Here is a 26,561-nt window from a genome sequence, read left to right on the forward strand (position 1 = left end):
CGCGTGTTGACGGGCCGACACCATACCGGGGCCCACCGCTGTGTTATGCACGTAGGATCATCGTCGCGCCGAGACAGGCCACCACCGGGGGGGCACTGGCCACCACCAGGGGGGCGCGCCGGTCGCAACCGCCCAGCCCGTACGCGAGGGATTGATACGCCGGTGAGTCAGATCGTCGTCAAACGTCCGCCCCGGGTCATGCCGCCCGAGCCCGACGCGGATGAGCTGCAGCTCGAACCCCCTCCCGAACTGCCCCGCGGGCAGCAGGAGGGCATGGCGATGCAGCTGCTGCCCATGCTCGGCATGGGCTCGTCGGTCGTCTTCTTCTTCATGCCCGGCACCCAGCCGTTCATGAAGATCATGGGCGTGATGATGCTGCTGTCGACGGTCGCGATGGCGATCGCGCAGGTCGTCCGCTACCGCAAGGGCTCGCAGGGGGCGGCCGTCGACGGCCGGCGCGACTACCTCAAGTACCTGGCGCAGACCCGGCGGAAGGTGCGGCGCACGGCGCGGGCGCAGCGGGACGCGCAGTTCTACCTGCACCCCGGGCCCGAGCAGCTGTGGGCGCTGGTCGCCGAGCGCAGCCGGCTGTGGGAGCGGCGCGTCTCCGACAAGGACTTCGGGCAGGTGCGGATCGGTCTCGGCCCGCAGCAGCTCTGGACGCCGCTGGTGGCGCCGACCACGGCGCCGGTGGAGGAGCTGGAGCCGCTGTCGGCCGGTGCCATGCAGCAGTTCCTGGCGACGCACGGCTCGTTGGACGGGCTGCCGGTGGCGGTGTCGATGCGCGCCTTCTACCACGTGGTCGTCACCGGCGAGGCGGACGCCGTGCGGGGTGCCGCGCGGTCGATGGTGGCCGGGCTGGCCGCCCTGCACTCCCCCGACGACCTGGTGATCGCGGTCGTCGCGGACGGCGAGGCGGCGCCGGAGTGGGACTGGACCAAGTGGCTGCCGCACACCCAGGCGCCCGGCACGGCCGACGGCGCGGGCACCAAGCGGCTGTTCAGCGACCACCTGCCGGAGGTCGAGGAGCTGCTGGCCAAGCGACTGGAGGGGCGCAGCCGGTTCAGCCGGGAGGCCCAGCCGGTGCTGGACCAGCCGCACGTCGTGGTGGTGCTGGACGGCGGCGCGGTGCCGCCGGAGTCGCTGCTCGCCTCGCCCGAGGGGCTGCAGGGCGTCACCGTCCTGGAGATCGCCCCGGGCGAGGAGGACGAGCCGCGCGGCGGGCTGTGCATAACCGTCCGGCCGGGCGCGCTGCGGCTGGAGTCGGCGACCGCCGTCTACCAGGGCGTGCCCGACGACCTGCCGGTGCCGGTCGCCGAGGCGCTCGCCCGGCAGATGGCCCCGCTCTGCGTGGGCGCCGCCGGGGACGACGAGGAACCGCTGCTGGCCAACCTGGAGTTCACCGACCTGCTGGGGCTGGGCGACGCCGCCTCCGTGGACACGGCCACGACGTGGCGGCCGCGCTCGCGGGCCGACCGGCTGCGGGTGCCGATCGGCGTCGGCGAGGACGGCGCGCCCGTCATGCTCGACCTCAAGGAGGCCGCGGAGGACGGCATGGGCCCGCACGGCCTGTGCGTCGGCGCCACCGGTTCCGGCAAGTCCGAGCTGCTGCGCACGCTGGTGCTCGGCCTGGCGGTCACCCACTCGTCCGAGAACCTGAACTTCGTCCTCGCCGACTTCAAGGGCGGCGCGACGTTCTCCGGCATGGCCGAACTGCCGCACGTCGCGGCCGTCATCACCAACCTCGCCGACGACCTCACGCTCGTCGACCGCATGCGCGACTCCATCACCGGTGAGCTCCAGCGCCGCCAGGAGCTGCTGCGCGCCGCGGGCAACTACGCCAACCTCAACGACTACGAGAAGGCGCGGGCCGCGGGCGCTCCGCTGGAGCCGCTGGCCTCGCTGGTGCTGGTCATCGACGAGTTCAGCGAACTCCTCACCGCCAAACCCGACTTCATCGACATGTTCATCCAGATCGGCCGCATCGGCCGGTCCCTGGGCGTGCACCTGCTGCTGGCCTCGCAGCGCCTGGAGGAGGGCCGGCTGCGCGGCCTGGACACCTACCTGTCGTACCGGATCGGCCTGCGGACCTTCTCCGCCGCCGAGTCCCGTACGGCGCTGGGCGTGCCGGACGCGTACCACCTGCCGTCCGTCCCGGGCTCCGGCTACCTGAAGTTCGGCACCGACGAGATGACGCGGTTCAAGGCCGCCTACGTGTCGGGCACGTACCGCGACGGCGCGGGCGCCCTGACCCGTACCGGCCCGCTGCCCGCCGACCGCCGCCCGGTGCTCTTCACTGCGGCGCCGGTGCCCGTCCGCTACCAGGCGCCGGACCCGGACTTCAGCTACACCCCGGCGCGGCCGGACGACGACGCGCTCGCCGACACCGTCCTCGACGTCATCGTCCGCCGGCTGGAGGGCCAGGGCCCGGGCGCCCACCAGGTGTGGCTGCCGCCGCTCAACAAGGCGCCGTCCATGGACCAGCTGCTCCCCCGCCTGACGGCCACCCCCGAGCGCGGTCTGCACTGCCCGGACCCCCAGACGACCGGCGGCCTGCGGGTCCCGCTCGGCCTGCTGGACAAGCCGTTCGAGCAGCGGCGCGACGTCCTGGTCCGGGACTTCTCCGGCGCGGCCGGCCACATGCTGATCGTCGGCGGTCCGCGGTCCGGCAAGTCCACGCTGCTGCGCACCCTGATCGCCGGGTTCGCGCTCACCCACACCCCGCACGAGGTGCAGTTCTACGGGCTGGACTTCGGCGGCGGCGGGCTGAGCGCCGTCGAGGGGCTGCCGCACGTCGGCGGCATCGCGTCCCGGCTGGACCCGGAGAAGATCCGCCGGACGGTCGCCGAGGTGACCGGCATCCTCAACCGGCGCGAGGAGTTCTTCCGCGACAACAGCATCGACTCCATCGCCACCTACCGCCGGCTGCGCGCCGCCGGACGGCTGCCCGACGAGCCGTGGGGCGACGTCTTCCTCGTCATCGACGGCTGGCAGACGTTCAAGACGGACTACGAGGCGCTGGAGCCGTACATCGCCGACATCACCACGCGCGGTCTCGGTCTCGGCGTCCACCTCGTCGTCACCGTCTCCCGCTACATGGAGATGCGGGCGGCGCTCAAGGACCAGTTCCTGAGCCGGCTGGAGCTGCGGCTCGGTGACCCGCTCGACTCCGAGCTCGACCGGAAGATCGCGGTGAACGTCCCGGTGGGCGTGCCCGGGCGCGGTATCACCGCCGAGAAGCTGCACTTCCTGGGCGGTCTGCCGCGCGTCGACGGCGGTTCGGGAGGCGGCGACGACCTCTCGGACGCCACCGCCGACTTCGTCAAGGCGGCGGTGGACGCCTGGCCCGGCCCGCACGCGCCGCAGGTCCGGATGCTGCCGCGGATGCTGTCCGCCCGCGAACTGCCCGACGGGCACGCGCAGCCGGGCCGCGGCGTGGCCATCGGCCTCGACGAGATGAACCTCGCGCCCGTCTTCGTCAACTTCGACACCGACCCGTTCTTCGCGGTCTACGGCGAGAGCGAGTCCGGGAAGACGGCACTGCTGCGGCTGCTGATCAAGCAGCTCACCGAGCGGTACGCGCCCGAGGAGGCGCTGTTCCTCGTCGCCGACTACCGGCGCAGCCTGCTGGAGTGCGTGCCGGAGCCCTACCTCGTGGGCTACGCCACCACCCAGAACGCCTTCACCGAGTACCTCACCGACATGAACACCCTGATCGGCAGCCGCATCCCGGGCACGGACGTGACCCCGCAGCAGCTGCGCGACCGGAGCTGGTGGAAGGGCCCGCGGGCGTTCATCATCGTCGACGACTACGACCTGGTCGCCACCTCGTCCGGCAACCCGATGGCACAGCTCGTCGACAACCTGCCGTACGCGCGCGACGCCGGCGTCAACATCATCATCGCCCGCAGCAGCGCGGGCGCGGGCCGCTCCGCGTACGAGCCGTTCATCCAGCGCTTCAAGGAACTCGGCGCCCAGGGCGTCCTGCTGTCCGGCAACTCGAGCGAGGGCGAACTCCTCGGCAACATCAAGCCGCGCCCGCTGCCGCCGGGGCGGGGCCTGTTCGTGTCCCGGCGGGGCGGGGCCTCGCTGGTGCAGACGGGGTGGGTGGCCACGGAGGAGTAGGAGCGGCGGAGGAGTCGGAGCGGCAGAGGAGTAGGGGAGGCGGCCGATTCCGGTCGTGTCAGGAGCCGCCGGCCCGGGAGTCATGGTGTCCCGGGCTGGTGCGGTGTCCCGGGCTGGTGCGGTGTCCTAGGCCGGTGTGATGTCCCGGGCCGGTGGGCGTGGAGGCTCCAGGCGTCGACGAGTGTGGGGCGGGGGCGGTGGCGCTTGGTGAACGCTTCCTGGGCTCCGGTGCCGAGGTAGAAGGTGCCGGAGGGGTGGAGGAGGAAGAAGCGGTCGGTCTCGTCCACGAGGTGGACCGACCCTTCGTCCGTCTCGTAGGCCACGGGGAAGAGGCGCTGCCCGAGGTGCGCCGCGAGGTCCGCGACGTCCTCGGCGATCTCGACGTGTCCGCCGTCCGGTTCGGTGACGAGGCGCACCCGTTCGGAGAGGGGCAGGCACAGGCCGCCGTACGTGCGGAGGAACGTCACCGCTGTGTGGGTGGGGGTCAGTTCCTCGCCTTGGTCGTGGAAGTCGCGGACGCGTCGGGCGATGTGCGGCGCCAGGGTGTTCCCGGTGTCGCGGCCGGGGTACCAGCCGTGGGACGTGAGCCAGGCGGTGGTGTCGTCGGGTGGGGGGTGGGTGGGCGCGGTTTGGCCAGGTGCGGTGTCGTCGGGTGCGGTGTGGCCGGGCGCGGTGTGGTGGTCCTGTCCCGGCACACGTCAGCCCTGGGACGTACTCGACGCGGCGGTGGCGGCCGGTGTGCGGGCGGGGGCGAGCACGCGTTGGCTCGCGTAGCCGGACAGTTCGTCGAGGGCGCCGGCGAGGCCGTCACCTTTCTCCAGGACCGTGCGGGTCGTGGCCGTCAGCCGTACGCCGATGCCCTCGGCGCCCTGCCGACCGGCGGAGACCGTGCAGGTCACGCCGGGGTGCGGGCGTCTGCCCGAGGTGCCGGGGAGGAGCTCGACGGACTTCTCGGCCGCTCCGAGGGGGATCTCGCCCACGGCCTCGCGGACGTTCCCGAGCAGCGTCTCCGCGCTGTGATCGAGCGAGCCCGGCGCCAGGCGGAAGACCTCGTCCAGCCGGACGGGACCGTGCCCACGCAGGCCGACGACACGGAAGCGGACGGCGCGGGTCGCGAGCAGGCCATGCCGGTGCAGTACGTAGACGAGCACCATGCCGGTCTTGACCAGGTCGGCCACCACGTCCTCCGCCGGCAGGCGGCCGAGACGCCAGCCGTGATCGGCGGCGGCGATCCGGCGCGGCGCGCGGCCCTCGGCGACGGCGGTCAGGCCGTCCTCCACGGAGTCCCCGAGGACCCACCAGCCTCCGGTGTCGGCGGCGAACAGCCGCCCCTCCTCGTCCACGAACAGCGGAGTCTCGGCGTCCGTGACGCCCAGCGGGAACAGCCGCGCGCCGATCTCCCGGCCGAAGTCGGCGGCGGCGCGGACGGCGAAACGGGCCCGCGCCGGATCGACGACACAGCCGTGCGCCGCCACCTCGGCCCCGGGGCCGGCCGGCCGTACGGTCAGACCGTGGAACGAGCGCAGCGCGTTCTCCGCCGCCGGGAAGGGCTCCCAGGAGGCGGTGCCGTCCGGCGAGACGGTGCTGACCGCCGTCAGCATGCCGTGCAGGGCGTTGTATCCGGCGTCACGGTCGGGGGTCCAGCCCGCCGCGAGCAGTGCTTCGCGACCTCTTCCGCCTCTTCCGCTCATGGGCGGCTGATCCCAACGCCTAGGCGGTCGAGGAGGGCGGTGCAGGAGCGGCAGGGAAGCGTGGTCTCCCCGTGCTCCGGGTCCCCTTCCTCACGGATCTTCACCGACATCACCATCGCCCCGGCGAAATGCGCGGCGCCCTCGTCGAGGGCGGTGTGCCCGCCGTCGCTCCGGCCCTCGTCCAGTCCCCAGAACTGGTCGGAGACGAGGGCGGATTCGGCGCAATAGCCGATGTAGGGCTCGCGGAGCTCAGGGGGGAGGGTGTCGAAGAAGTGCCGCACGGCCGGGTGGAGGTGGGGGGTGCCCGGGCCGGACAGGTTGGTCATGCTGAAGATCTTGCCTTGCACGAGCAGGCTGGCGGCGACGCCGGGGGCAATATCAGACATAAAAGTCCTCCGCGTCCTGCATCAGCGTGCCCCGCAGCCGCTTCGCAAAAGCGGCCCAGGCGTCCTCGCCCACATAATAGCGGCCGCTCCAATGCTGATAGAAACAGCGCCCCAGATCGTCCATCAGCAAGAATCCCGCTTCGGACGTCTCCCCTCCCACCGGGAACAGCGGGCGGCCGAGGTCTTCGGAGAACTCCGCAAACTCCGCCGCATCCCCTTCGTATCCCACGGTGGGGTCGACGATCCACCGGATCTCCGGGGTTTCGGGATACGCAAGGTCCAAACCCCCGAAGGAGTGCAGGAATCGCACCGCCGCCTCGGAAGGCCGGAGCGGATGGCCTTGCCGCGCGCTGTCCTCCACCCGCTCCGCGATCAGTCGATCGGCTTGGTCGCCGATGTCCCTCTCAGAGGACCAGCCATGACTTCTCAGCCATTCTTCGACGACCGACTTGGGGATTTCGGTTCCCACAAAGACTCCTCAACTACACCTGGATACTAAATGGGTGTGACACCCAGGGCGGGCAGCATGTGTTCGCACGACCGGCATGGCGGTTTGTACTGGCCGTGTACCAGCCCGATTTTCGGGACGTCGCCGATCTGTCGCGTGTGAACGACCGCTCCGGACAGCGCCTTCTTCGCATCCTCAGCCGTCCTGATGGACTGCCCCGTGGGATCCATTTGGTGAAGCCTGTCCGAGATGAGGGCCACTTCGGCACACTTGCCGTGCCCCGCCCCCACTTTTCCGATCTTGCCCGCGTCGCTATCAGCCCTGATGCCGTCCAGGACTTGCCCTAGTACGGGGTGCACCGCCGGGTGCTTGTTGGGATCGCCCTTGTACCGTTGGCTGGTCCCCGTGTGCGAGGTCACCACCCCATTGTGCAGGAGGCTTCCCGCACAACCGGGCAGGGACCGCTCCTTGCCCACCTGCTCGGGCAGGGGCTCCTGGCGGCCGTCGGGCGCGGGCGCGTTCTTGCTGTCATCGGCAAGGTGCCGTGCCTCGCGCTTCATGACGTCTCGCTGGCCCGCCTCGTCGAGATGCGCGACGTCCAGCGCATCACGCCGGTGGTGCCGCATCTTTCCGGCGCTCTGCCCGTGCCAGTCGGGCTGCGGGTTCATCGGTTGCCCCTGGGGATTCCCACCTGCCGGACTGCCGCCGCCGGAGCCTCCCGAGCCACCTCCACCCTTGCCGCCATTCCCGCTGTGCCCGCTGTTCCCGCCGCCGGAGCCATCCGCCGGCTTCTGGCCGGGATGACGGTTCTTGACGCCGTCCATGCCGTCCTGAACGTGCTTGTCGTGCTTCTTCTGGGCCTTGCCCGCCTCGGAGAGGCCGTCGCCGACGTCGTTCAGGTGCTTCTTGAGCTGCCCGTGCGCGTCGCCGAGGGACTTCATCGCCTTCTCGGTGACCTCTTCGATCGCCTTGGCCAGCGAACCGCGGCCGCGCGTGCGGCCGAAGTGGTGGCGGGACGCGTGGAGGTGCTTGCCGCCCTTCTCGTCGAGGTGCTTGGAGTGCTCGTGCACCTTGCCGGTGAAGGTGTTGTGTTCGTGCTCGTCGAAGACGAGGTCACCGCCGCCTCCGCCGCTTCCGCCGGCGCCGGCGAGGACGAGGCCGCCTCCACCGCCCCCGGAGGTGCCCGCGCTGGCGATCTTCAGGTTGTCCTTGCCCGCCTGGAGCGTCTGCTTGAGGTTGATGCCGTCCTGCGCGCCGAGGCCGTCGGAGACGACCTGGACGACGAGGTCCGTCGTCATCGAGTCCAGGGCGGCGAACACCGGCCCCGTCACCACGGACATCACTTCCTGCACGGCGGCCTCGGCCGCACCCTTCAGGATGCGCTTGACGACCGTCCGCGTCACCGCGACCCCGCCCAGCGCGCCGAGCTCCGAGAGGCCCAGGGTGAACGGCGCGGCGGCCTGCGCCGTCGCCACCTCGGCCGCGAGGATGCCGAGTTGCACGATGGCCGCGCCCTTGGCTCCCGCCACGACGACCGCCGCCGCGTCCAGGCCGCCGGCGAGCAGCCGTCCCGCCTCCGCGAGGTTGTGCAGGTGCTTGCCGTTGAGCTTGCGGACGTGCCCCTCGATGGCCTGCGTCATCTCGCCGCGGTTGGTGGAGATGAGCCGGTTCAGGGCGACGTTGGAGTCACCCCGGCCCGCGTCCACGTCGGTCGCGAAACCGCGGAGCGACTTGGCCATCTCGCGGTAGTCGTCCTCGTCGACGTTCGGCCAGTTGACGCCGATCAGGTCGAGCACGAAGGCCAGTTTGTCCGGTAGGACGACTCCCATCTCTGTTCCCCCGTCAGAACACTGTCAAGATCCAAGCCCTCCGACCTTAGGCAAGAATCCGTTCGTCCTCAATTTCATTGCCCGTGGTGGACCGCACACCTCCGCCGGCCCCTGCCGCACTTGCCGAAAGCCCCGGTGACGCAAGCCTGGTGGCCGGTAGCCTGACGGCGGGCTCGCGGGAGCGGGCCCGCGGCGTTCGTCATCCGTGCGGAAAGGAACTCCTCTGATGGCCACCCAGCGTGAGACGGAAGAGCTGTACGCCATGGACATCTCCGGCGTGGAATGGCTCAGCGCTCCGGACACCCCGACGAAGGAGCGCGTGGAGATCGCCTACCTCCCGGGCGGAGCCGTCGCCATGCGCAACTCCGAGGACCCGGACACGGTGCTGCGGTACACGGCGAGCGAGTGGAAGGCGTTCGTCCTGGGGGTGCGGGACGGGGAGTTCGACATCACGTGACGCGTGGCGCTCGAACGACGTGGCCCCCTGCCGTCTCCTAAGGAGCCGGCAGGGGGCCGCCGTGTTCGTGACCCTCGGTCAGGAGCCGCCCGGAGGGCGGCCACCACCCTGCGGGGGCATCGGAGGCTGCGGGGGCTGCTGCGGGTACGGCGGATCCATCGGCGCCGTACCGCCGTACGGCCCGGCGGCGACAGTCGGCTGCTGCGCTTGCTGCCTCCGCACCCTGGCCTTACGCCGCGCCCGGCGCACCATCAGTGCCACCAGCACGGCCCCGGGCACGACCACGGCCACGGCACCGCCGATGAACCAGGGCAGGTTGTCGTCCTTGCCCTTGGCCTTGCCCTTCTTGCCGTTCACACCCGCGGGCTCGTGGGTGACGGGAGCGGTCGGGCTCGCGCCCTTCGCGGAGGACTTGTCGGTCTTCTCCGCTGCAGCGACCAGCGGGTTGACGTCGGGGGGGCCGGGGTCGCCCTTGTTCTCCAGCACGTTCTCGCGCGGGCGGATCATGCCATAGCCGACGTACTCGCTGGGCACCTTGCCGTGCGGCGGCCTGCCGGCGGTGTCCAGGAGGACACGCAAGACTTGGTTGCCGGTCCACTTGGGGTGCAGGGACCAGACGAGGGCGGCGCTGGCGGAGGCGAGGGCGGTGGCTTGGCTGGTGCCTCTGCTACGGCAATATCCCGTCTTCCCGCCACACACGGTGGGGATGTCGACCCCAGGAGCGGACAAGGCCGTCTGCGGGCCATGCGTCGAGAACTTGCCTGCTTGCAGGCGTGTGTCGACAGCCCCGACGCCCACAACTCCTCGAATCGCCGCCGGATACTCGACAGCGTTGGTTCTATCCCCCTCGTTTCCGACGCCTGCGAAAAGAAGCTTTCCCCGCTCTATCGCATAGTCCACGGCACGCTGGATCTGCGCCTTCTGCTTGTCATCCACTGAGGCCGCAGCACTGACGATGGACATGCTGATGATGCGCGCATCGCTGTCGGCCGCATACCTGATGCCATCGGCGATGGCTGCGGTGTCGCCCAAACCTGACATGACCTTCACGGGCAGAATGTGTGCTCCGGGGGCGAGTCCCCTCACCTGCATGTCGCTTTGGCCACTGCCGGCGATGAGCGCTGACATAGCCGTGCCATGGAGATCGTCGGCTTCGCGACCGTCCTTGCCTTCCTCACCGAGGACATAACTCTTCCCGGGAAGCACCTTCCCCCGCAGCTCCGGCTGGGAAGCACGCACACCGGTATCCAACACCGCAACGGTGATGCCTTTGCCTGTGGTCTTTTCCCACATGCGCTCGGCTTGCATGGTCTCCAGGTACCACTGCCCCTCGCGGACCGTTCCGGCATGCGCGGAGGGGGCGCCGACGCCCCCGACGGCGAGCAGAGAACTCAGAGCGGACGCCAAAACCAGCACGCGGCGACGAGCGCCCCTCATCATCGTCTTTTTCACGTGTCCTCTGCTCACCATCCGACATCGGGTACAGGCGTTACTGGACCACTGGGGGAACGTTCTCGGGTCCACCCCCGGTCCAGGTTTCCTCGTCCTCTGTAAGGTAGCCGGACCCCTGAGCCCGCTTCCGCTCCTTCTCCGCCTCTCGGTTGCTCGTTCCCGCAGCACCGCCCCCACGGATGAGCCCGCTTCCACCCGGCGTGAATTCACGTCGGGCTCCCATGGCTCCCGTGGGACCTTCCACGACACCGCCGGGCTGCGACGCATACCGCCTCGCAGCAGCTCCGGTTCCGCGAGAAGGGAAGCCTGAACCCATGCTCCCCGGAGCGCCCATCATTCCACGGCCCGTTTGCTGCGATTCACCACCGATGACAGTTCCACGCGGAATGCCCCGACCGCTCGCCGCCCCGGGTCCCGAAACAGGCGTGCCGCCGATGACGCCGGGATCGATCCTCGGCGCGGCGGGCACCTTCCCTACCCCGGGGACACCGAAACGACCAGGGTCGACAGCGCTCCGGCCCGGCCTGCCCATGTTCACCGGCGAAGTCGGCTGGGACCCAGGTCCATTGGGGCCGTGCGGCCGGCCGCCCCCAGGACGGGGATACCCAGGAAGAACCGGGCCCGTGGGCAGCGGCGGCACCGGTGGGACCGACCGGGAATGATCAGTCGGGACCTGTGGCCCCGTGCCGGGTGAAGGCGTCGTCGGAGCGGGAGCAGGGGGCGCAGCAGGGCCACTGTCGATGCGCGTGCCGGTCGGGCCCTGGCCGGAGCCCGTGCCGTCATGCCCACCCGCAGGCACGTGCACAGGCCCCGTTCCGGTGTCGCCATGTACCGGAGGCGGAATCTGTGCGCCTGAAGCGTCCGGGTACGCGGAACCGGCCGGACGCGTCGCCGCGCCACTCCCGCCTTCGGCCCCGCTGCCTGCCGCGGCGCTGTACGGCTGCCCCCCGGCAGAGCCCCCGGCGGCGGACCCACCGGACGGGCCGTACGGCTCGCTCCAGTCACCATACGGATCGTCAATGCCCCATGACCCGGGCATCGGCCGGAACTCAGGAACCTCCAGCCCTGCAATCGTGGCCCGGGCCCTCACGCATTTGTCGGCCGCCCTCTTGACGGGGCCGTCTTCAGCCATGACTGTTTCGCGCCTGTCGGCCACTGCCTTGATGCGGGCCTTTTCCTTGTCCGCGTCCGCATAGCACTGGCCGATGTCGCCGGGCGGCGTCTTCATGAGTTCGTCGACGGCGGCCTTGATGTCGCCGCCGGCTTCGATCATCTCCTTGCCCGTCACCTTGGCGACATGGGCCAGCTTGATGATCTGCTTGGCGAAGGCGTCGCCCCACTCGCGGAAGGCGTCGCCTCCTTCGCCCTTCCACTCCGTCCGGCCGACATGCCCCTTCAGCTCGCTGCCGATGCTATCGATCTCCGGGCCGGCCTCCTCGAGAGCGCGGCCCTTGCCGCTCAGTTCCTCGCCCTTGGCGTGAATGAACGAGTAGTAGATCTCCTCGAAGGACATGCTCTTCACGCTCTTGGAGTTTTCACCCATGATGTTCCTCCCCCCGCATCACGGCGTGGCCTGATCGGAGGATTCCTCTCCTCCACCCTTACCGGAGTGGTCTCCGGGCTTTCCATTCTTGTTCTGCTCGTCCTGGTGCTTCAGCTTCTGTTGCTGTTCCCAGTTCGCGATGGACCGCTTCTGGATTTCGGCGAGCCGTTGCGCGTGCTCACGGTCGACGTTCTTATAGTCGCGGTCCGCCATGCCCACCGCGAGGCTCATGGCCTCCAGCTGGTCGCCCAGCATCTGGGACAGGAGTTCCAGCCGCTGGTGGACCCTGTCGTACGCGTCCGACAGGGCCTGCGCCTCCCCGAAGCTGCCGAACGCCTCCTTGCTGACCTTCTGGTTGGCGATGTGCTGGTGGGAAGCGGCGGACTTGTCCAGCTTGCCGAGGAGGCGGTCCACACGCTTTTTCAGGCCCTGGAGGTTGTCCTCGTCCCCCACATCCAGATCCGACGGACTGCCACCGCCCCCGCCGTGCTGTGCCGGATCCCCGGATCCCATGAGTCAGCCCCCTGTTGGTGAATGTGCATGCACGATGAAGTCTGTTGGAAACGCCCGTGGGCGCGGTCTGCGGACAACCGGCCGCATCCGCGCCCACGGACGGAGAACGAGTGCGAGGACGGCTCAGTGGCCGAAGCGGGCCGCCTGGCGCTTGTCGTTGGACTGGTAGCCGTGGGTGGCCTCCATGAGGAGGCTGGAGATCTTCAGCAGGGTCTGGTGCATGTCGTCCACGTTGGTCTTCCAGCCCTTGTGGCGGGAGTGGAACGCCTGCTGGGTCTCACCGTCCCACTGGGCGACCTGCGCCTCGACGCGGGCGTCGAGCGAGTCCAGCTCGCTCTTGATGTTGTTGGCCGCCGACTTGACCGCGTTCGAAGCCTCGACGACGGTGCCGTACTTGATTTCCATGAAACTGTCTCCTGACGCGATGCGGAAGCGGAAAGCGGCGGTCAGCCGTGGAACCGGCCCAGGACACCGGTGACGCCGCCGTCACCCATGCCGGTGGTGCCGCCCTCGCCCACGCCCTTGAAGCTGTTGAGGCGCTCCTGCTCCTCCTGGTCGAAGCCCTGACGGCTCGACTGCATCGCGTCCTTGGTGAAGGCCAGCAGTTCCTTCAGCCGGCGCGTGTCCTCGTTCACACGCTCCTGGAGGGAGTGGTAAGCGGACGCCGCATCGCCCTTCCAGCCGCCCTGCACGGTGGCGACGACGCCCTTGAGGCTGTTGATCTTGGCCTCGAGCGTGTCGTGCATGGTCCCCAGATCCTTGACCAGCTGATCGAGGTTTCCTACTTCAAGCCGAAGGTCGGCCATCGTTACACCTACCCCCCATGAATCGGATGTTCTGTGGGAGCCCTTCGCACGGCTCCCCTTTGCATCAGACCGAAGTTGTCGGCTGCCACTCTAGCCACTCACACGAGGGCGTCCAACCGGTATGCCTTTGACGTGAGTTCGCGCACGCGTGTCACTCGCGTGAGGCGGTCATTGGTCCAGACATCAACCAAGCCGACGAGCGAGCCGTCACCCGCGTCGTCGCCGGTCCCGTAGCGCCACTGCCGTTCCCGCGACCGCCGCGATGAGGACACCGGCCGTTATCAGCGCGTATGTGGCGAGGCGTTCGTCGCGTTCGCGCGGTGTCTCGCCGATGGTGAGCGGGGCGGCTTTCGGTACGGCCCGGCCGGCCGAGACGGCGCGGTCCGCCACCGGTGCGTCGATGGGGTGGTCGTCCTCGGTCAGCGCGCGCACCGGATCGGCGACGCCCCAGCCGACGAAGTCGTCGCGGCCCTTGACGGCCCTTTCCGCGGTCTGCTCGATCTGGGCGACGACCTGATGCTGTTTCCAGTTCGGGTGTTTCGCGCGGAGAAGCGCCGCGATTCCGGCGACGTACGGCGCCGAGAAACTCGTTCCGCTGTCCACGCATTGGCCGCCCTTCGGCACGGTGGAGACCATTTCGACGCCGGGCGCGGCCACTCCGACGAAATCGCCCGTCTGGGAAAAGGCGGCGCGTTCGTTGTTGCGGTCGGAGGCGGCCACGGCGAGTACGCCCGGGTATGCCGCCGGGTACGTTTTCCGCACCTTGCCCTGGAGTCCGTCGTTGCCCGCCGAGGCCACCACGACGATGTCCTCGTTCAGGGCCTCCCGGACGGCCTGGGCGAGATCCGAGTCGGCGTGCAGCGGTTTCGCGGTGTCCTGCGAGATGTTGATGACGCGGGCGTGCCGGCTGATCGCGTGCCGGATGGCGGTGGCGAGCGTGCGCTCGGTACCGGTGCCCTTCTCGTCGTTCTGCCGGATGGGCAGGATCGTGGCCTCGGGGGCGAGCCCGACGAAGCCCGTGCCCTCGCGCGGGCGGGCGGCGATGATGCCCGCGACCTTCGTGCCGTGGCCGACCGGATCGGTGGTGCCGTCGGTGCGCGCGCCCTTCTCCTGCGGGGCGTTCTTGTCCTTGGGCAGCAGGTCCAGGCCCGCGGACCGGTCGACGGCCGGGGCCAGCTGGGGGTTGTCGATGTCGACGCCGGTGTCGATGACGGCCACCCGGACGCCCTTGCCCTTGGTGTCCTGCCAGAGCCGGTCGAAGACGACCCGCTGCAGAGCCCACGGCATGCCCGATATCTGCTGCTTCATCGGGAAGGTGCACTCGCCGTTGCCGTTCAGGGCCAGCGCGGCGCCCGGCCCCTCGGCGCGCGGCCCGGCCGCCGCCGCGCCCGTGCCCGCCACCGTCAGAACCGTGGCCATGACCATGACCGACACCGCGGCCGTTCTCAGTACCGTCATCGCAGCCGTCATCGAACAGCCCCCCTCACGAGCTCTGCGGCTGGCCGGCGCTGTTGACGTCCAGCCGAGGTCCCTTGGGCAGGAAGGCGGACCAGTTGTCCGGCACCGGCAGCGGCTTGACGTCCTTGTACCCGAGCCGGATCTGCGCTTCGTTGGCCTGCGCCGCCCGCTCCTCCGGCGTCTTCGGCTTGTCGTCGTCACCGATGCCCGAGCGGCCCGCGCTGCTGTCGTTGTTGGTCTGCACCGCGTATCGCAGTCCGGTGTCGGTCACCAGGAAGAGCGAACCGACGCTCGTGGACGAGCCGTTGATCTGGCGGTAGAGCAGGCCGCTGCCCGGGGTGACGTAGGCGCTGGTCGCGCCGTCCACGATCTCGGCGGGGTACTTGGCGCCGGCCCAGGTGGTCAGCTGGGGCACGCCCTTGCCGTCCACGCCGTGCATCACGTTGCAGACCGTACGGACACCGGTGCCCGCGTCGTTGACCTGGGTGGGGACGAGCCCCGGCCAGCCGTACTGGCCGTAGAACCACTCGGGGGACGAGGTGAAGGACTGCGGACCGACCTCCTCCGCCCGCGCGTTCTGGTGCAGCACCACCGCGTCCGGGCTGGTGAGCAGCAGCCGCGCGACGAGGTCGGAGACGGGCGCCACCTGGCCCGGGAGCACCACGTAGTGCTGCATGCCCTTGCCGGCGACGGCGCGGATGACGGTGCCGACCCGGTTGAGCCGCGGGTCGAGGCTGCCGACGCCCGCCGGGGCGCCGATCCGGCCGGGGAGCCGGGGGAAGGTGATGGGCGTGCCCTCGTGCAGGGTGCCCAGCCACTCCTTGTCGACCTTCTGCGGGCGGGCGCCCTCGCTGAACAGCGAGCGGCGCAGCACCTGGTCGCGGGGGGACGGGTGGTCGCCGTCGGGCAGGCCGACGAGGTGCTTGGTGCCGCCCGGGTCGACGAGGTAGCGGTCGCCGGTGGGCCCCTCGACATACAGGGCCTGACCGTCGCGCAGTTTCCCGCTGCCGGCGACCTTCGCGGCGTCGCGGGAGGCCAGGAGGAACACGGCCTTCTGCACCGTTTTGCCCCCACTGCCCGGCTGTTCGCAGACGGCCCAGCTCTTCTCCTTGCCGGCGTCCTCGGGCGCGGGCAGCCGGTCGGGGGCGTACGGGATGCCGAGGGTGGGGCCGCGCTGGATCTTCCCGTTGTCGAGCTCGCCCTCGTCGACCTTTATCACCGAGGACTTCTCGGGCTTCAGGAGGAGTTTCGCGGAGGAGAAGTTGAGGACCGGGTGCAGCCGCTTGGTGCCGTCGGTCTTGAGGACGACGTACCGGGTGGTCGACTTGCTGCCCACGATGACGTGCGCCCCGGGCTCCGACCAGCCGGCCGGCGCCTTGGGCTTGAAGATGCCCCAGCCGCCGAAGCCCGCCAGGACGAGCGCCCCGACGACGATTCCGGGCAGGATGGCGCGCACCGGGCGCGGCGCCGCCTCGTCCGTCCCCGCCGCCGAGGGCTGCAGGAACGCGGCGACCATGCGCTTGCGCGCGAAGGTGTAGGCGTTGAGCTCGTCCCGCCGTGTTGCCATGTGCCGAAGTACTCCCCCCGTCGCCGGGTTCCGTTCGCCGGGTTCCGTCCGGGCCCGCCGCCGGGCCGGCCGTCGGAACCGGCCGGACCCGCTGGTCGGACCTGCCCTCGGTCCGCGTTGTCAGACCGGCCCCCTACTATGCCTGTTGACGATCCGGTTCCGCCGTCCGGGTGTGGTCGTCGCGCGGGCCCGGGTCCGCGGCGGCCGGTCCGCGCCCGTGGCGGGCGTGGTTCTCCGGACGGTCCGGTGCGTGTGCCGGTGAGGGTTCCGGCGCGTTTCCGGTGAGTGTGCCGGCGCGTGCCCGGTGAAGTGTTCCGACGAGGGTGAGGGGGGTGCGCGGGTATGGCGTCCGCGGCGCGATCGGCGCAGCAGGCCACAGTGGTGCGCCGACGGTCCGGGCCGGGCCGGCTGGGCCCGGTGCGGCTGCAGCAGCTCGTGCTGCTGGAGGTGGCGGCGGCGCTGGTGCTCGTGGGGTACGCCGTCGACCCGCTGCTGGCCGCCCCCGCCGGCGGAGTGGCCGTCGTCCTCGCGGCGTTGGCGCTCGCGCGACGGCGGCAGCGGCCGGTGCCGGAGTGGCTGGGCGCGGTCCTCGCGCTGCGCCGCCGTACGCGCGGTACCACCGGCGCGCCGGCTTCCCCCGATGTCGCGCCCGCCCTGGCCCCGCTCGTCGAGTGCGAACCGGCGCTGCGCGTGGAGTCGTTCACGGACCGCGAGAGCCGGCACATAGGCGTGGTGGGCGACGGGACGTTCGTGACCGTCGTCCTCCAGGTCGAGGCGGTGGACGAGCCGCTGCGCCCGCTGCGGGTGGAGAAGGCGCTCCCGCTCGGTCTGTTGCGGGACGCGCTGGACACGGCGGACGTCCGGCTGGAGTCGGTGCAGGTGGTGCAGAGCGCGCTACCGTCGCCCGCCCCCCATCTGTCCGCCCAGGCGCTGGCCGCGCGCAACTACGCGCCGCTGCAGGCGCTGACGGGCGCCCCCGCGGTCCGCATGACCTGGGTGGCGCTCAAGCTCGACCCGGAGCTGTGCCCGGAGGCCGTCGCGGCCCGGGGCGGCGGTGTCCGGGGGGCGCGGCGATGTGTGCTGCGCGCGGCGGACCAGCTGGCGAGCCGGTTGCGGAGCGCCGGCTTCCGGGCGGTGCTGCTCGCGGAGGAGGAGCTGGCGACGGCCCTGTCGACCGCGGCGAACGTCAACCCGGCCGCCACGGCGCAGGCGAGCCGTTCGGGTACGAGCGCGCGGCGGACCGCCGAGACGTCCCGGACGTGGCGGTGCGACGACCGGTGGCACACCTCGTACTGGGTGGGCCGCTGGCCGCAGTTGGGCTCCGGGGCGGCGTCCCTGCCGCAGCTGGCGGCGCTGCTGACGTCCCTGCCCGCGCTGTCGACGACGCTGAGCCTGACGCTCGGCCGCGGGCGCGCCCAGGACGGCGGACATGTGCCGACGGTCACCGGGCACATACGGGTGTGCGGGCGCAGCGCCGACGAACTGGGCGAGGTCCGGCGGGAGCTGGAGCGGACGGCGCGCGGGGTGAAGGTCGGGCTCGTCCGGCTGGACCACGAGCAGGTGCCGGGCGTCCTCGCCACGCTGCCGCTGGGAGGGACGCGCTGATGGGTCTGTTGTCGAGAACGACGCGGGTACGCCGGGATCCGGCGGCGCCGGCCGGTTCCCCGTCCGCTGTCCCGCCGCCGGCCTCTCCGGTCTCCCCGGCGTCCGTCGGCCGCACCCCGGCCCGGCGCCCGGCGCCCGGCTTCGGGCTGCTCGGCCCCCGCCGCGAGCGGCACGAGCTGGACCCCGACCGCTTCGCGGAGCTCGGCCTGCCGGTCGGTGACGACGGTGTGGTCGTCGGTACGGACGCCCAGGGCGCCCCGGCCGTGCTGGGGCTGGTCCGCCCGGCCGCGTTCGACGTGGTCCTGGTGGGCGGCGCGTGGACGGCGCAGGTCATCGCGCTGCGCGCGGTGGGCACGGGCGCGCGGGTCGCCGTGGAGAGCGGACGTCCGCAGCTGTGGACGGCGCTCGCGCAGGCCGCCAACACCGGCCAGCAGTCCATCACCCTGCACGACGTGGGCCGCGTTCCCCCGCAGGGCCCCTCGGTGCCGAGCCCCGTCCTCATCGTCCGCGACTGCGGCATACGCCCGCCGCTCGGCCGCGTCCGCTCCGCGCCCTGGCAGCCGGTGCTGACCCTGCTCCCCTACCCCGGCCCCACGACCGCGCGCCTGATGTCCCAGGCGGATCTCGTCGGCGTCCAGCGGGTCGCCCCCGAGGAGGCCGTCCAGATCGGCCGCACCATGAACCTGCCCCGGGAGGACGTGGAGTCCCTCTCCACCCTCCCCGACGGCGTCACCCTGTGGTGCACCCGCTCGTCCCGGACGTACGTCACCACCCGGCCGACGGACCCGGAGGCGGGGTTGCTGGGGGCGGCGCGGCGGTTGGAGTAAGCGGGTCGGGTCGCCGGGAACGGCCCTGCGCCGGGCCGTGTTCCGGCGCTCGTCCGGGTGTCATATCACCGGCATCGCCGTCAGCCGGCCGGACTGCAAGAGGAACACCCGGTTTCCCGCACCCGCCGTCAGCCATTCACTCGCCTCGCCGGAACAGGTCCAGGCGGGCTTGCCGGTGTCCTTGTGCAGGGCGACGATGTCGTTGCCCTCGACCGATGACGCCACCCACACCATGCCCCCCTCCACGGTCACCGGAGTCGTGTAAGCGGTGTGTCCCAGCGGATGAATCCAGTCGGTCCGACCGTCATGCCGGTTGCGTCGGCTGATGCGGTCACCGTCAACGGCGTACAGCGCGTCACCGTCGAGTACAGGCGCGCTCCAGCCACCCACATAGCCATATGGCGCGGTTCCGGCGGGCAGTGACCACACCTCCTTGCCATCGGCCACTCGCCTGGCGGTCAACGTCTTGCCGCCCAGGTAGACCGTGTCGCCCGAGATGGCGGGGAGAAGCCCCTTGAAACGGTTCTGACGCGGCAGCCGCCACACGGTGCGCCCCGTGCGGGCGTCCAGAGCGACGACGTCTCCGCCTTCTCCGGCGTAGACCACCAGCCGGCCGCCGCCGGCCACCGCCACGGCCGGCTGGGCGATGCTGGAGGGCACCGGCTTGCGCACCGTCCACCGACGATCCCGGGTGGAGAGGTCGAAAGCGGACAGGCGATCCTCGTCACCGTACTGACCGCAGGACACGTAAACCGTCGCGTCGTCGGCTGCCAGAACGCGCTGAATCCTTTCTCCAGCGCTCCACCGCGGCTTGCCCGAGCGACTGTCGAGCGCGGTCAGCCGGTTGTCGACGACCGTGGCGAGCAGCCCCTCCGAGAGCTCCGCACACCCGGCGTGGAACCTGTTCTGCAGACTCCATTTCACCGCGCCGTCGGTCACTCCGAGTGCTGTCAGCCCTTCCTGCCGCCCTGCCACCATCACCACATCCCGGACAGGCAGGACCAACTCGCCGACGGGATACACCTCGACCGGCCCCCACAACGGTGTGGGCGGTTGACCATCGCGGTAGTCGGCGGCGTTCAGACGCTTCGCGTCCCAGGGCTGGGGAGCCGGCGTGTCCTCCTTCTCGGTCGGTCTCCTGTCCCCGTCGTCGCCTCCGCGGAGCAGCCACCAGGCGCCGCCACCCGTGGCGGCCAGGGCCAGGGTGCCGCCTCCGGCCAAACCGACGACGAAGCGGCGGCGTCCGAAGCCGGTTCTCACGTCCGAGCCGGGGAACGTCGCGAGTTGCCGGGCCTCTGCCGCGTGCCGGGCGATGTCGGCGGCCAGCGGGCCGCGGCGCCACAGCCGTTCGGTGCCCTTGGGCGGCGCGAGAGCGGTGGCGATCCGGGCGGGCGGCGGCCGGTGCGCGGGGTCCCTGGCGAAGCAGGGCGCGAGGAGCGGGTGCAGGTCCGGCGGCAGGGCGGAGAGGTCCGGCGTGCCGTGGACGACCTGGTACTGCACGGCCGCCACATCGGTCCCTTCGTACGCGCGGCGGCCGGTCGCCGCGTAAGCGAGGACCGCGCCCAGGGCGAAGACGTCGCCCGGCGGCCCCACACGCAGCCCGAGCACCTGCTCGGGCGGGCCGTAGCCGGGGGTGACGGGACTCGTTCCGGTGACGGTGAGGGTGAGGCCGTGTTCGGGGCGGGCGATGCCGAAGTCGATGACGCGCGGGCCGGCGGAGGTCAGGACGATGTTGGCGGGCTTGAGGTCGCGGTGGACCAGACCAGCGGTGTGGATGTCCTGGAGCGTCCTGGCGAGGGCCGCTCCCAGAGCACGTACAGCCGTCTCATCCAAGGGGCCCAGCCGTTCGACCATCTCGTCCAGCGTCGGACCGGCCAGGTACTCGGTGGCGATCCAGGGCCGTTGACCCTCCGTCCAGGCGCCGAGCACGCGGGCGACGCCCGGGCTGGTCACCGCCTGCGCGGCCCGCGCCTCGCGGACGAAGCGCCGGGACATGTGCGGGTCGTGAGCCAGTTCGGGCAACAGCACCTTGATGGCGACGGTCCGGCCGGCGTCGTCCCGGCCGAGGTAGACCTTGCCCATGCCGCCTTCCCCGAGGACGCCGAGGATCCGGTGCGGACCGAGGCGGATCGGGTCACCGGCGGCGAGTGGCTTCACGGTCGGAGAGTTCCTTTCACAGGTGGCGTAGGAAGAGGCGGGGAGCGCTATTCGAGCGGCCGGGCGCACACGTAGTCGCCGGACGTCCAGACAAGACGGCCTGCCCGCTCATGGGCGACGGGCGCGGCGCCGATCCGCCCCGGGACATCCATCGACCAGGCGATCCGACGGGTGCGCAGATCGACCGCCCGGATCTGGTCGCGCGCACCGTCCGTCGCGGCGACGTACACGTACTTCCGGCCGGCCACCGGCGACATGCGGCCGGGCGGCATACCGGGAAAGGGCGTCTCCCACAGCAGCTTGCCGGTGTCCGCGGACAGGGCGACGATGCCGCGCGTGCCCTCCGCCGCGTAGACCACGCCGTCCTTGACCGTCGCCGGGCCGTAGGGGCTGGTTTCCGCGGGGACGTCGCCCTTGGACCGGCCCCCGCCGAACGTCCACGCCGGCGTGCCGTCGGCCAGGTTGACGGCGACCACTTCCTCCCCGGTGAAGTAGACGTGCCGGTCGTCGAGTGCCAGCTTCCCGACATCCAGGAAGGCATCGTCGAGCCGCTGCCTCGGCATCTCCCGGTCCCACTCCGGTCGGCCGTCAGAGAGCCGGTGGCAGACCAGGAGGTTCTTACGTGCGAAACGCATGGGCCGGGCGTACACCAGGTGGCGGCCGGCGACGCCGGCCACGATCCTGTCCGTCGAGCCGCCCGGGCTGTGGTCCCCGAGAGGCTGACGCCAGAGTCCCTTGCCCGTCCTGGTGTTGACGGCGAGAAGACACCAGGCATCGCGGTTCCGGTCGCCTGCCTTGTCGGCGGCCAGGTAGACCACTCCGTCGGCGGCGGTCAGGGGTTCGGCGTGAGCGGTCGCCGAGGAAAGGTCGTCGAACGGGCCCGCGACGTATTCCAGACCACCGGTTTTCGAGACGCTGTAGACCTTCAAGCCCGTGGTGCGCTGGCCGTCCGGCGCGTAGCTGTAGACGCGTTCGCCGTCCGCCGTGAACTCGTAGGATTCCTTGACCGCCGTGGCCGTCCACCGCTTGCTGCCGGTCTTCGCGTCGTAGGACACCAGGCCCGGTCCCCCGTGTACGGCCACGAGGTCGCCGACGACAAGGGGCGGACGGCCGCCGTCCGCCTTGTCGAGGCGGGCCCACCAGGTGACGCCGTCAGGGATGTTGGCGGGGCGGGCGAAGTGGGTGGGGCCGGGGGTGTCGGTGTGCTTGCGGTTGTTCCACCAGAGCCAGCCGCCCGTGCCGGCCGCCGCCACGCCCAGGGTCGAGCCGCCGGCGATGCCGAGGAGGCGGCGGCGGGAGAGGGCGGGGCCGGGGCCGGGGGCGGTCGAGGTGGCGGCCTCCTCCGGGGGCGGGGGCAGGCGGTGCGGCTGGTGGCGCCAGACTTCGGTGGAGCGGCGGGCGATCTCGGCGAGGAGGGTGTCGGTGAGGGCGGTGGGGAACTCCTCCGCGGTGGGCACTCTCTCCGCAGCGGAAAGTCCCTTCATACCGGGGACTTCCTCCGCCTCGGCCTCCCTGCCCGCCTCCGTCTCGGCCAGCAGCGCGGCCAGTTCGGCCGTGCCGGGGCGGCGGGTCGGGTCCTTGTCCAGGCAGCGGGACAGTACGGGGGTGAGGGCGGGGGGCAGGCCGGTCAGGTCGGGGGCCGCGTAGCGCACCCGGTAGAGGAGGTCCGCGGCCTGGCCGCCGCCGAACGGGGCGTGGCCGGTCGCCGCGAAGACGAGGACGCCGGCGAGGGCGAACACGTCCCCCGCGGAGGTGTGCTCGGTGCCCGCCGCCTGTTCGGGTGACATGTAGGCGGGGGTGCCGGCGGCCGTGCCGAGCTGGGTCAGCCGGTCGTCGCCGAGCGCCCGCGCCACCCCGAAGTCGATGATCTTCGGTCCGGTGGCGGTGACGAGGACGTTGGACGGCTTGAGGTCGCGGTGGACGACGTCGGAGCGGTGCAACTGGCCGAGCGCGCGGCACAGTACGGCGCCGAGCGCCCGTACCGTCCGCTCGGGGAGCGGGCCGCACAGCTCGACGGCCTCGTCCAGGGGTGGGCCCAGTACGTACTCGGTGGCCAGCCAGGGCCGGGGCGCGAACGGGTCGGCGTCGACGACCCCGGCCCCGTACTCCCCGCCGATCACCCGGGCGGCATCGGACTCCAGCCGGAACCGGGTGCGGAACGCCTCGTCGGATGCGAACCGGGGGTGCACGGCCTTGAGCGCGACCGTCCGGCCGCCCGCGGAACGGGCCAGGTACACGGTGCCCATGCCGCCACCGCCCAGCCGGGCGACGAGCCGGTAGGGGCCGAGCTGCCGGGGGTCGTCGTGGTGGAGGGGCAGGGGCATCAGGACGGTCCGCTGTCGAGTGAGGGATACGGGTGGGGTGAGAGAGATGGGCGGGGTGAGGGGGCCGAGTGGGGTGATACGGCGGGAGGCGGCGGTTCCGCGGCGAGGACGGCGGCCGACTGCCGGACGAGCGCGGCGACCGCCCGGGCCGGCAGCCAGCCGGGGCCCAGGAGCGCGGCCGCCCGGCTGGGGCCGCCGTCCAGCACGGTGGCTCGCGGCGGACCGGTCATATCGGGCGGAGGGCCGAAACCGGGCGCGGTGCCGGGGAGTTCGTCCAGCAGCCGGCGGACCGACGGGCGGTGGGCGGGGTCGCGGGCGAGGCAGGCGGAGACGAGGGCGCGCAGGCCCTCGGGGAGTTCATCACGTTCCGGGACGGTGTGTCCCGTCGCCGCGTAGGCCAGGACCGCGCCCAGGGCGAAGACGTCACCGGGCGGCTCGGGCCGTGCCCCGGCGAGCTGTTCGGGGGACACCGTCCCCGGGGCCGGTCCGACGGGTCCGGTGCCGCCCGGCCCCGCCGGGGCCGCCGCGCGCACCGCGCCGTAACCCGTGAGGCGCGGGCCGTCGGACGTCAGCAGGACGGCCGCGGGGGAGACGCCCGCGTGCACCGCGCCCGTCGCGTGGAGCGCCGCCAGGGCCTCGGCGAGGGCGGTGCCGAGCGCACGGACGGTCCGTTCGGGCAGCGGACCGCCGTGCGCGGCGAGCGCGGTGGGCAGCGGGAGGGCGGGGAGGTACGGGGTGGTGTACCAGGGGACGTTGTCGCCGCCCGTGGTGCCCTCGCTCGCCACTCCGGTCGCTCCCACCTCGTCCACCACGGCCGTCCAGGGGCCGAACAGCCGCCGGGCGGCCTCCGCCTCGGCCCGGAAGCGGTCCGGGTCGGTGCCTTGCGGAGGCGTGGTGAGGATCACCGTGCGGTCGCCGCCCCGGGACCGCGCGACGAACCGGTGCGCCGCGGCGGTGACAGCACCCGTCGGTGCACCGACCGCCGGAGAACCGCCCGTCGGAGCACCGACCGTCGAGGCGTCGAGCCGGCCCAGCACCGCGTACGGGCCGATCCGCTCGGGGTCGCCCCGGCGCGACGGTTCCATTCCGACCCCTTCCCTCGGTCCCCCTCGTCCCCTCCCGGGGGACGGCGTGCGTATGGATGACGAGCACAGATGACGGTCGTATACGAGTACGACAGACGGACACAGGAGCCTACTCATGCGTCCGCCGGGCGTGGACGCGGGCCGGGCACCCGGGTGGTGACGGGGACTCCGGCGGCGATATCAGGCCGTGACCCGCGAGGCCGGTGCGGGAGCGTGCGGGCCTGCCGCAGTGCTACGGATGACGATTAGTCTTGATGACCGTACGCATGGAGAACCCGACGCCGGGGGCCCGCAGCGTGACGTATGGGGGAATCGGGCGGTCGAGCCCCGGGAACGGCCCGGTGCCGGCAGGTGATTCCCCGAAGCGCCGGACCACACCAGCAGGAGGCATTGTGAGCAGCGATCGGAACGAGATCCGCGCGGCCGGGACCACAGCCGGCGAGAACCGGTCCGACGCCGACCACGAGCTGGACCAGGAGCAGGAAGTCGAGCACACGGGCGAGTTCACCATCGATTACACGCCACCCGCCTGGTACGTCCAGACCTCCCCGCCCGCCCCGGCGGTCCCCCCGGCGCCTCCGGCCCCTCCGGCACCACCCGCCTCGGGCGACTCGGGAGACTCGGGAGCCTCGGGAGAGGGGACGGGCGTCGGCGCGGCGCCGGCCTCGGCCGAGGGTGCGGGGGAAGGCCGTGCGGCGGACGCGCCTGCCGCCGGCTCCCGGGCCGTTGACACCCCTGCCGTCGACGCCCACGCCGTGGGCGGGAAGGACGCCGACGGGAGCGCGGACCGCAGCGGCGACGCGCGGCCCGGCGCCGTGGCCGGACACGGCCTCGACGGCTCGGGGGCCGGCGCCGACGCGGAGCCCGCGCCGGCCGGAGGAACGACGACGCCCGCGACCATGCGGTTCTCGGCCGCGGCGCTGCGGGACGAAATCGCCGCGCACGCATCGGATTCCGGTGGGCAGGGTTTCGATGGTCCGAAGGAATCCGGCGCGATCGTCACGTCCGCGGAGGCGGACAAGCCGACAGAGACGGACAAGTTGACGGAGACGGACAAGTCGGCGGAAGCGTCGGAGCTTTCGGGCGAAGCCGACAACAGCGGCACTCTGCGCAGCGAGGGCACCATGCGGTTCTCGGCGAGCTCCTTGCGCAACCGGACGGGAGCGGCGGCGGCCGATGACGCGCCGTCGGCTCCGTCGGCGTCGGCGTCCGCTTCCGTGGCGCCGGAGGAGCCGGAGGCGCCCAGCGCGTCCACCGAGTCCTGGACCCCGCCCTCCGTTCCGCCGTCGTCGCTGCCGCCCCTGCCGCCGGACTTCCGTCCCGCGGAGCCCGCCGACGGCCAGGCCGCGCCGGCCCCGTGGAACGCGCCGGCGGCACCTCAGGCGACTCAGCAGACGACAGAGCAGGCGGCACAGCAGGCACTTCCGCAAACCCCGGCGATGCCGCCCGCGCCGCCCGCCGTTCCGGGCGCTCCCCCGACTCCCCCGGCCTCCCCGGCCTCCCCAGCTCAGGCGGAGACCGCCGGCGCGCCCGCGCCCGCCGCGGCGGACGGCTCCGGGGCCTTCGTGGCGCCCGCGGCGCCCGGTCCGGAGGCCGCTCCCTACACCGGGAGCGCGGGTACCCCGTTCGCCACGGCACCGGCGCCCGCTCCGCAGGACGGCGCTCAGCCCGGCCCGTACGCCCCGCCCGCACCGCAGGCGCTCCCGGCGTACGGCGCGCCGAACCCCCCCGCCCCAGCCGCCGAAGCGGCGTCCGCCCAGGGCGATTTCCCGCTGGCCGCCGCCGGACAGCCGGCTCCTCCGACGGCGCCCTCGACCCCGACACCGCCTCCCGCGTACGGCGGCTACGGCGGACACGGCGGATACGGCACCCCGCAGCCGGACCCGGCGACGGCCCCGCCCGCTCCGGCTCCGGCCCCCGCCCCGCAGGCGCCCGTCAACACCCCCACTGCGCAGGGTGGTTACGGCTTCCCGCAGCCGACGCCGCCCACGCCGGAAGCGCCCGCACTCGCGCCTCAGAGCGGTTACGGCTTCCCGCCCCCGGCGGCACCCACCGCCGGAGCCGCCACTCCCGCGTCCACGCCGCAGGGTGGATACGGCTTCCCGCACCCGACGGGCACCGCCGCCCCGCAGGGCGGTTACGGCTTCCCGCATCCCGGGACCCCCGCCGGGGAGACGCCCGCGCCCCCCCGCGCAGCACGCGTACCCCCTCCCCCAGACGCAGCCCCAGCCGCCCGCCGCGCCCCAGGGGGCCCCGGTCCCCGGCCCGTACGCGCCCCAGCCGCAGGC

Annotated in this window: 19 protein-coding genes and 1 pseudogene; 5 read left to right on the forward strand and 15 right to left on the reverse strand. The window is 72.2% G+C overall.

All coding sequences use genetic code 11. The features are described from left to right. Positions 1–162 precede the first annotated feature (162 nt). The gene (gene eccCa, locus K7I03_RS08305) at positions 163–4,125 is read left to right on the forward strand and encodes a type VII secretion protein EccCa (RefSeq protein WP_185945966.1); all 3,963 of its coding nucleotides are present in this window, start codon (positions 163–165) and stop codon (positions 4,123–4,125) included. 80 nt (positions 4,126–4,205) lie between these two features. On the opposite strand, the gene K7I03_RS08310 is transcribed toward eccCa, so the two are convergent. From K7I03_RS08310 to K7I03_RS08330, 5 genes are read right to left on the reverse strand one after another with little or no spacing between them, the layout of a single operon-like run. Then, positions 4,206–4,820, reverse strand: a complete 615-nt coding sequence (locus K7I03_RS08310; RefSeq protein WP_185945967.1) for an SUKH-3 domain-containing protein — start codon at positions 4,818–4,820, stop codon at positions 4,206–4,208. A 3-nt stretch (positions 4,821–4,823) separates the two neighbouring features. Then, positions 4,824–5,816 (reverse strand): SUKH-3 domain-containing protein, encoded by a 993-nt coding sequence (locus K7I03_RS08315; RefSeq protein WP_185945968.1) that lies wholly within the window; start codon positions 5,814–5,816, stop codon positions 4,824–4,826. Further along, positions 5,813–6,202, reverse strand: coding sequence for a YwqJ-related putative deaminase (locus tag K7I03_RS08320; RefSeq protein WP_185945969.1), 390 nt, complete (start codon positions 6,200–6,202; stop codon positions 5,813–5,815). Before K7I03_RS08320 ends, K7I03_RS08315 begins: the two co-directional genes overlap by 4 nt. Beyond that, complete coding sequence (locus K7I03_RS08325) at positions 6,195–6,671, reverse strand: SUKH-3 domain-containing protein (RefSeq protein WP_224346951.1); 477 nt, start codon at positions 6,669–6,671, stop codon at positions 6,195–6,197. Before K7I03_RS08325 ends, K7I03_RS08320 begins: the two co-directional genes overlap by 8 nt. A 26-nt stretch (positions 6,672–6,697) precedes the next feature. Continuing rightward, positions 6,698–8,479: a YwqJ-related putative deaminase gene (locus K7I03_RS08330; protein WP_185945970.1), complete on the reverse strand. Its 1,782-nt coding sequence runs from the start codon at positions 8,477–8,479 to the stop codon at positions 6,698–6,700. 226 nt (positions 8,480–8,705) lie between these two features. Between K7I03_RS08330 and K7I03_RS08335 the strand changes: the two genes are divergently transcribed. Further along, positions 8,706–8,936: a DUF397 domain-containing protein gene (locus K7I03_RS08335; RefSeq protein ID WP_185945971.1), complete on the forward strand. Its 231-nt coding sequence runs from the start codon at positions 8,706–8,708 to the stop codon at positions 8,934–8,936. A 78-nt stretch (positions 8,937–9,014) separates the two neighbouring features. Here K7I03_RS08335 and K7I03_RS08340 read toward each other — a convergent pair whose 3' ends face one another. The 7 genes from K7I03_RS08340 to eccB all read right to left on the reverse strand — a co-directional run bounded on the left by K7I03_RS08340 (position 9,015) and on the right by eccB (position 16,275). Further along, positions 9,015–10,388 (reverse strand): S8 family serine peptidase, encoded by a 1,374-nt coding sequence (locus tag K7I03_RS08340; RefSeq protein ID WP_224346952.1) that lies wholly within the window; start codon positions 10,386–10,388, stop codon positions 9,015–9,017. A gap of 37 nt (positions 10,389–10,425) precedes the next feature. Next, positions 10,426–11,931, reverse strand: a complete 1,506-nt coding sequence (locus tag K7I03_RS08345) for a WXG100 family type VII secretion target (protein WP_185945972.1) — start codon at positions 11,929–11,931, stop codon at positions 10,426–10,428. A gap of 18 nt (positions 11,932–11,949) precedes the next feature. Beyond that, a complete protein-coding gene (locus K7I03_RS08350; protein WP_185945973.1) occupies positions 11,950–12,444 on the reverse strand; it encodes a hypothetical protein in 495 nt (164 codons plus the stop codon). Between the two features lie 123 nt (positions 12,445–12,567). Further along, complete coding sequence (locus tag K7I03_RS08355) at positions 12,568–12,849, reverse strand: WXG100 family type VII secretion target (RefSeq protein ID WP_185945974.1); 282 nt, start codon at positions 12,847–12,849, stop codon at positions 12,568–12,570. A 41-nt stretch (positions 12,850–12,890) separates the two neighbouring features. Further along, complete coding sequence (locus tag K7I03_RS08360; protein WP_040890593.1) at positions 12,891–13,250, reverse strand: WXG100 family type VII secretion target; 360 nt, start codon at positions 13,248–13,250, stop codon at positions 12,891–12,893. Between the two features lie 207 nt (positions 13,251–13,457). Continuing rightward, complete coding sequence (gene mycP / locus K7I03_RS08365) at positions 13,458–14,708, reverse strand: type VII secretion-associated serine protease mycosin (protein ID WP_224346953.1); 1,251 nt, start codon at positions 14,706–14,708, stop codon at positions 13,458–13,460. 25 nt (positions 14,709–14,733) lie between these two features. Then, a complete protein-coding gene (gene eccB / locus K7I03_RS08370) occupies positions 14,734–16,275 on the reverse strand; it encodes a type VII secretion protein EccB (RefSeq protein WP_185945975.1) in 1,542 nt (513 codons plus the stop codon). A gap of 342 nt (positions 16,276–16,617) precedes the next feature. On the opposite strand from eccB, the gene eccE reads away from it, so the two are divergent. Both eccE and K7I03_RS08380 read left to right on the forward strand, forming a co-directional pair. Further along, a complete protein-coding gene (eccE, locus tag K7I03_RS08375; RefSeq protein ID WP_185945976.1) occupies positions 16,618–17,880 on the forward strand; it encodes a type VII secretion protein EccE in 1,263 nt (420 codons plus the stop codon). Next, the gene (locus tag K7I03_RS08380) at positions 17,880–18,707 is read left to right on the forward strand and encodes a hypothetical protein (protein WP_185945977.1); all 828 of its coding nucleotides are present in this window, start codon (positions 17,880–17,882) and stop codon (positions 18,705–18,707) included. Before eccE ends, K7I03_RS08380 begins: the two co-directional genes overlap by 1 nt. 60 nt (positions 18,708–18,767) lie before the next feature. Here K7I03_RS08380 and K7I03_RS08385 read toward each other — a convergent pair whose 3' ends face one another. The 3 genes from K7I03_RS08385 to K7I03_RS08395 are packed head-to-tail and all read right to left on the reverse strand — an operon-like array spanning position 18,768 to position 24,273. Continuing rightward, entirely contained in the window at positions 18,768–20,864 is a 2,097-nt protein-coding gene (locus tag K7I03_RS08385; RefSeq protein ID WP_185945978.1) for a serine/threonine-protein kinase, read from the reverse strand. Between the two features lie 47 nt (positions 20,865–20,911). Next, a complete protein-coding gene (locus tag K7I03_RS08390) occupies positions 20,912–23,188 on the reverse strand; it encodes a protein kinase domain-containing protein (protein ID WP_185945979.1) in 2,277 nt (758 codons plus the stop codon). Continuing rightward, positions 23,188–24,273 (reverse strand): protein kinase family protein, encoded by a 1,086-nt coding sequence (locus K7I03_RS08395; protein WP_185945980.1) that lies wholly within the window; start codon positions 24,271–24,273, stop codon positions 23,188–23,190. Before K7I03_RS08395 ends, K7I03_RS08390 begins: the two co-directional genes overlap by 1 nt. A 266-nt stretch (positions 24,274–24,539) precedes the next feature. On the opposite strand from K7I03_RS08395, the pseudogene K7I03_RS34270 reads away from it, so the two are divergent. Then, a pseudogene (locus K7I03_RS34270) lies at positions 24,540–24,812 on the forward strand (SCO5717 family growth-regulating ATPase); the annotation flags it as partial. Between the last annotated feature and the right edge of the window lie 1,749 nt (positions 24,813–26,561).

The organism is Streptomyces mobaraensis, assembly GCF_020099395.1.
GTDB lineage: Bacteria > Actinomycetota > Actinomycetes > Streptomycetales > Streptomycetaceae > Streptomyces.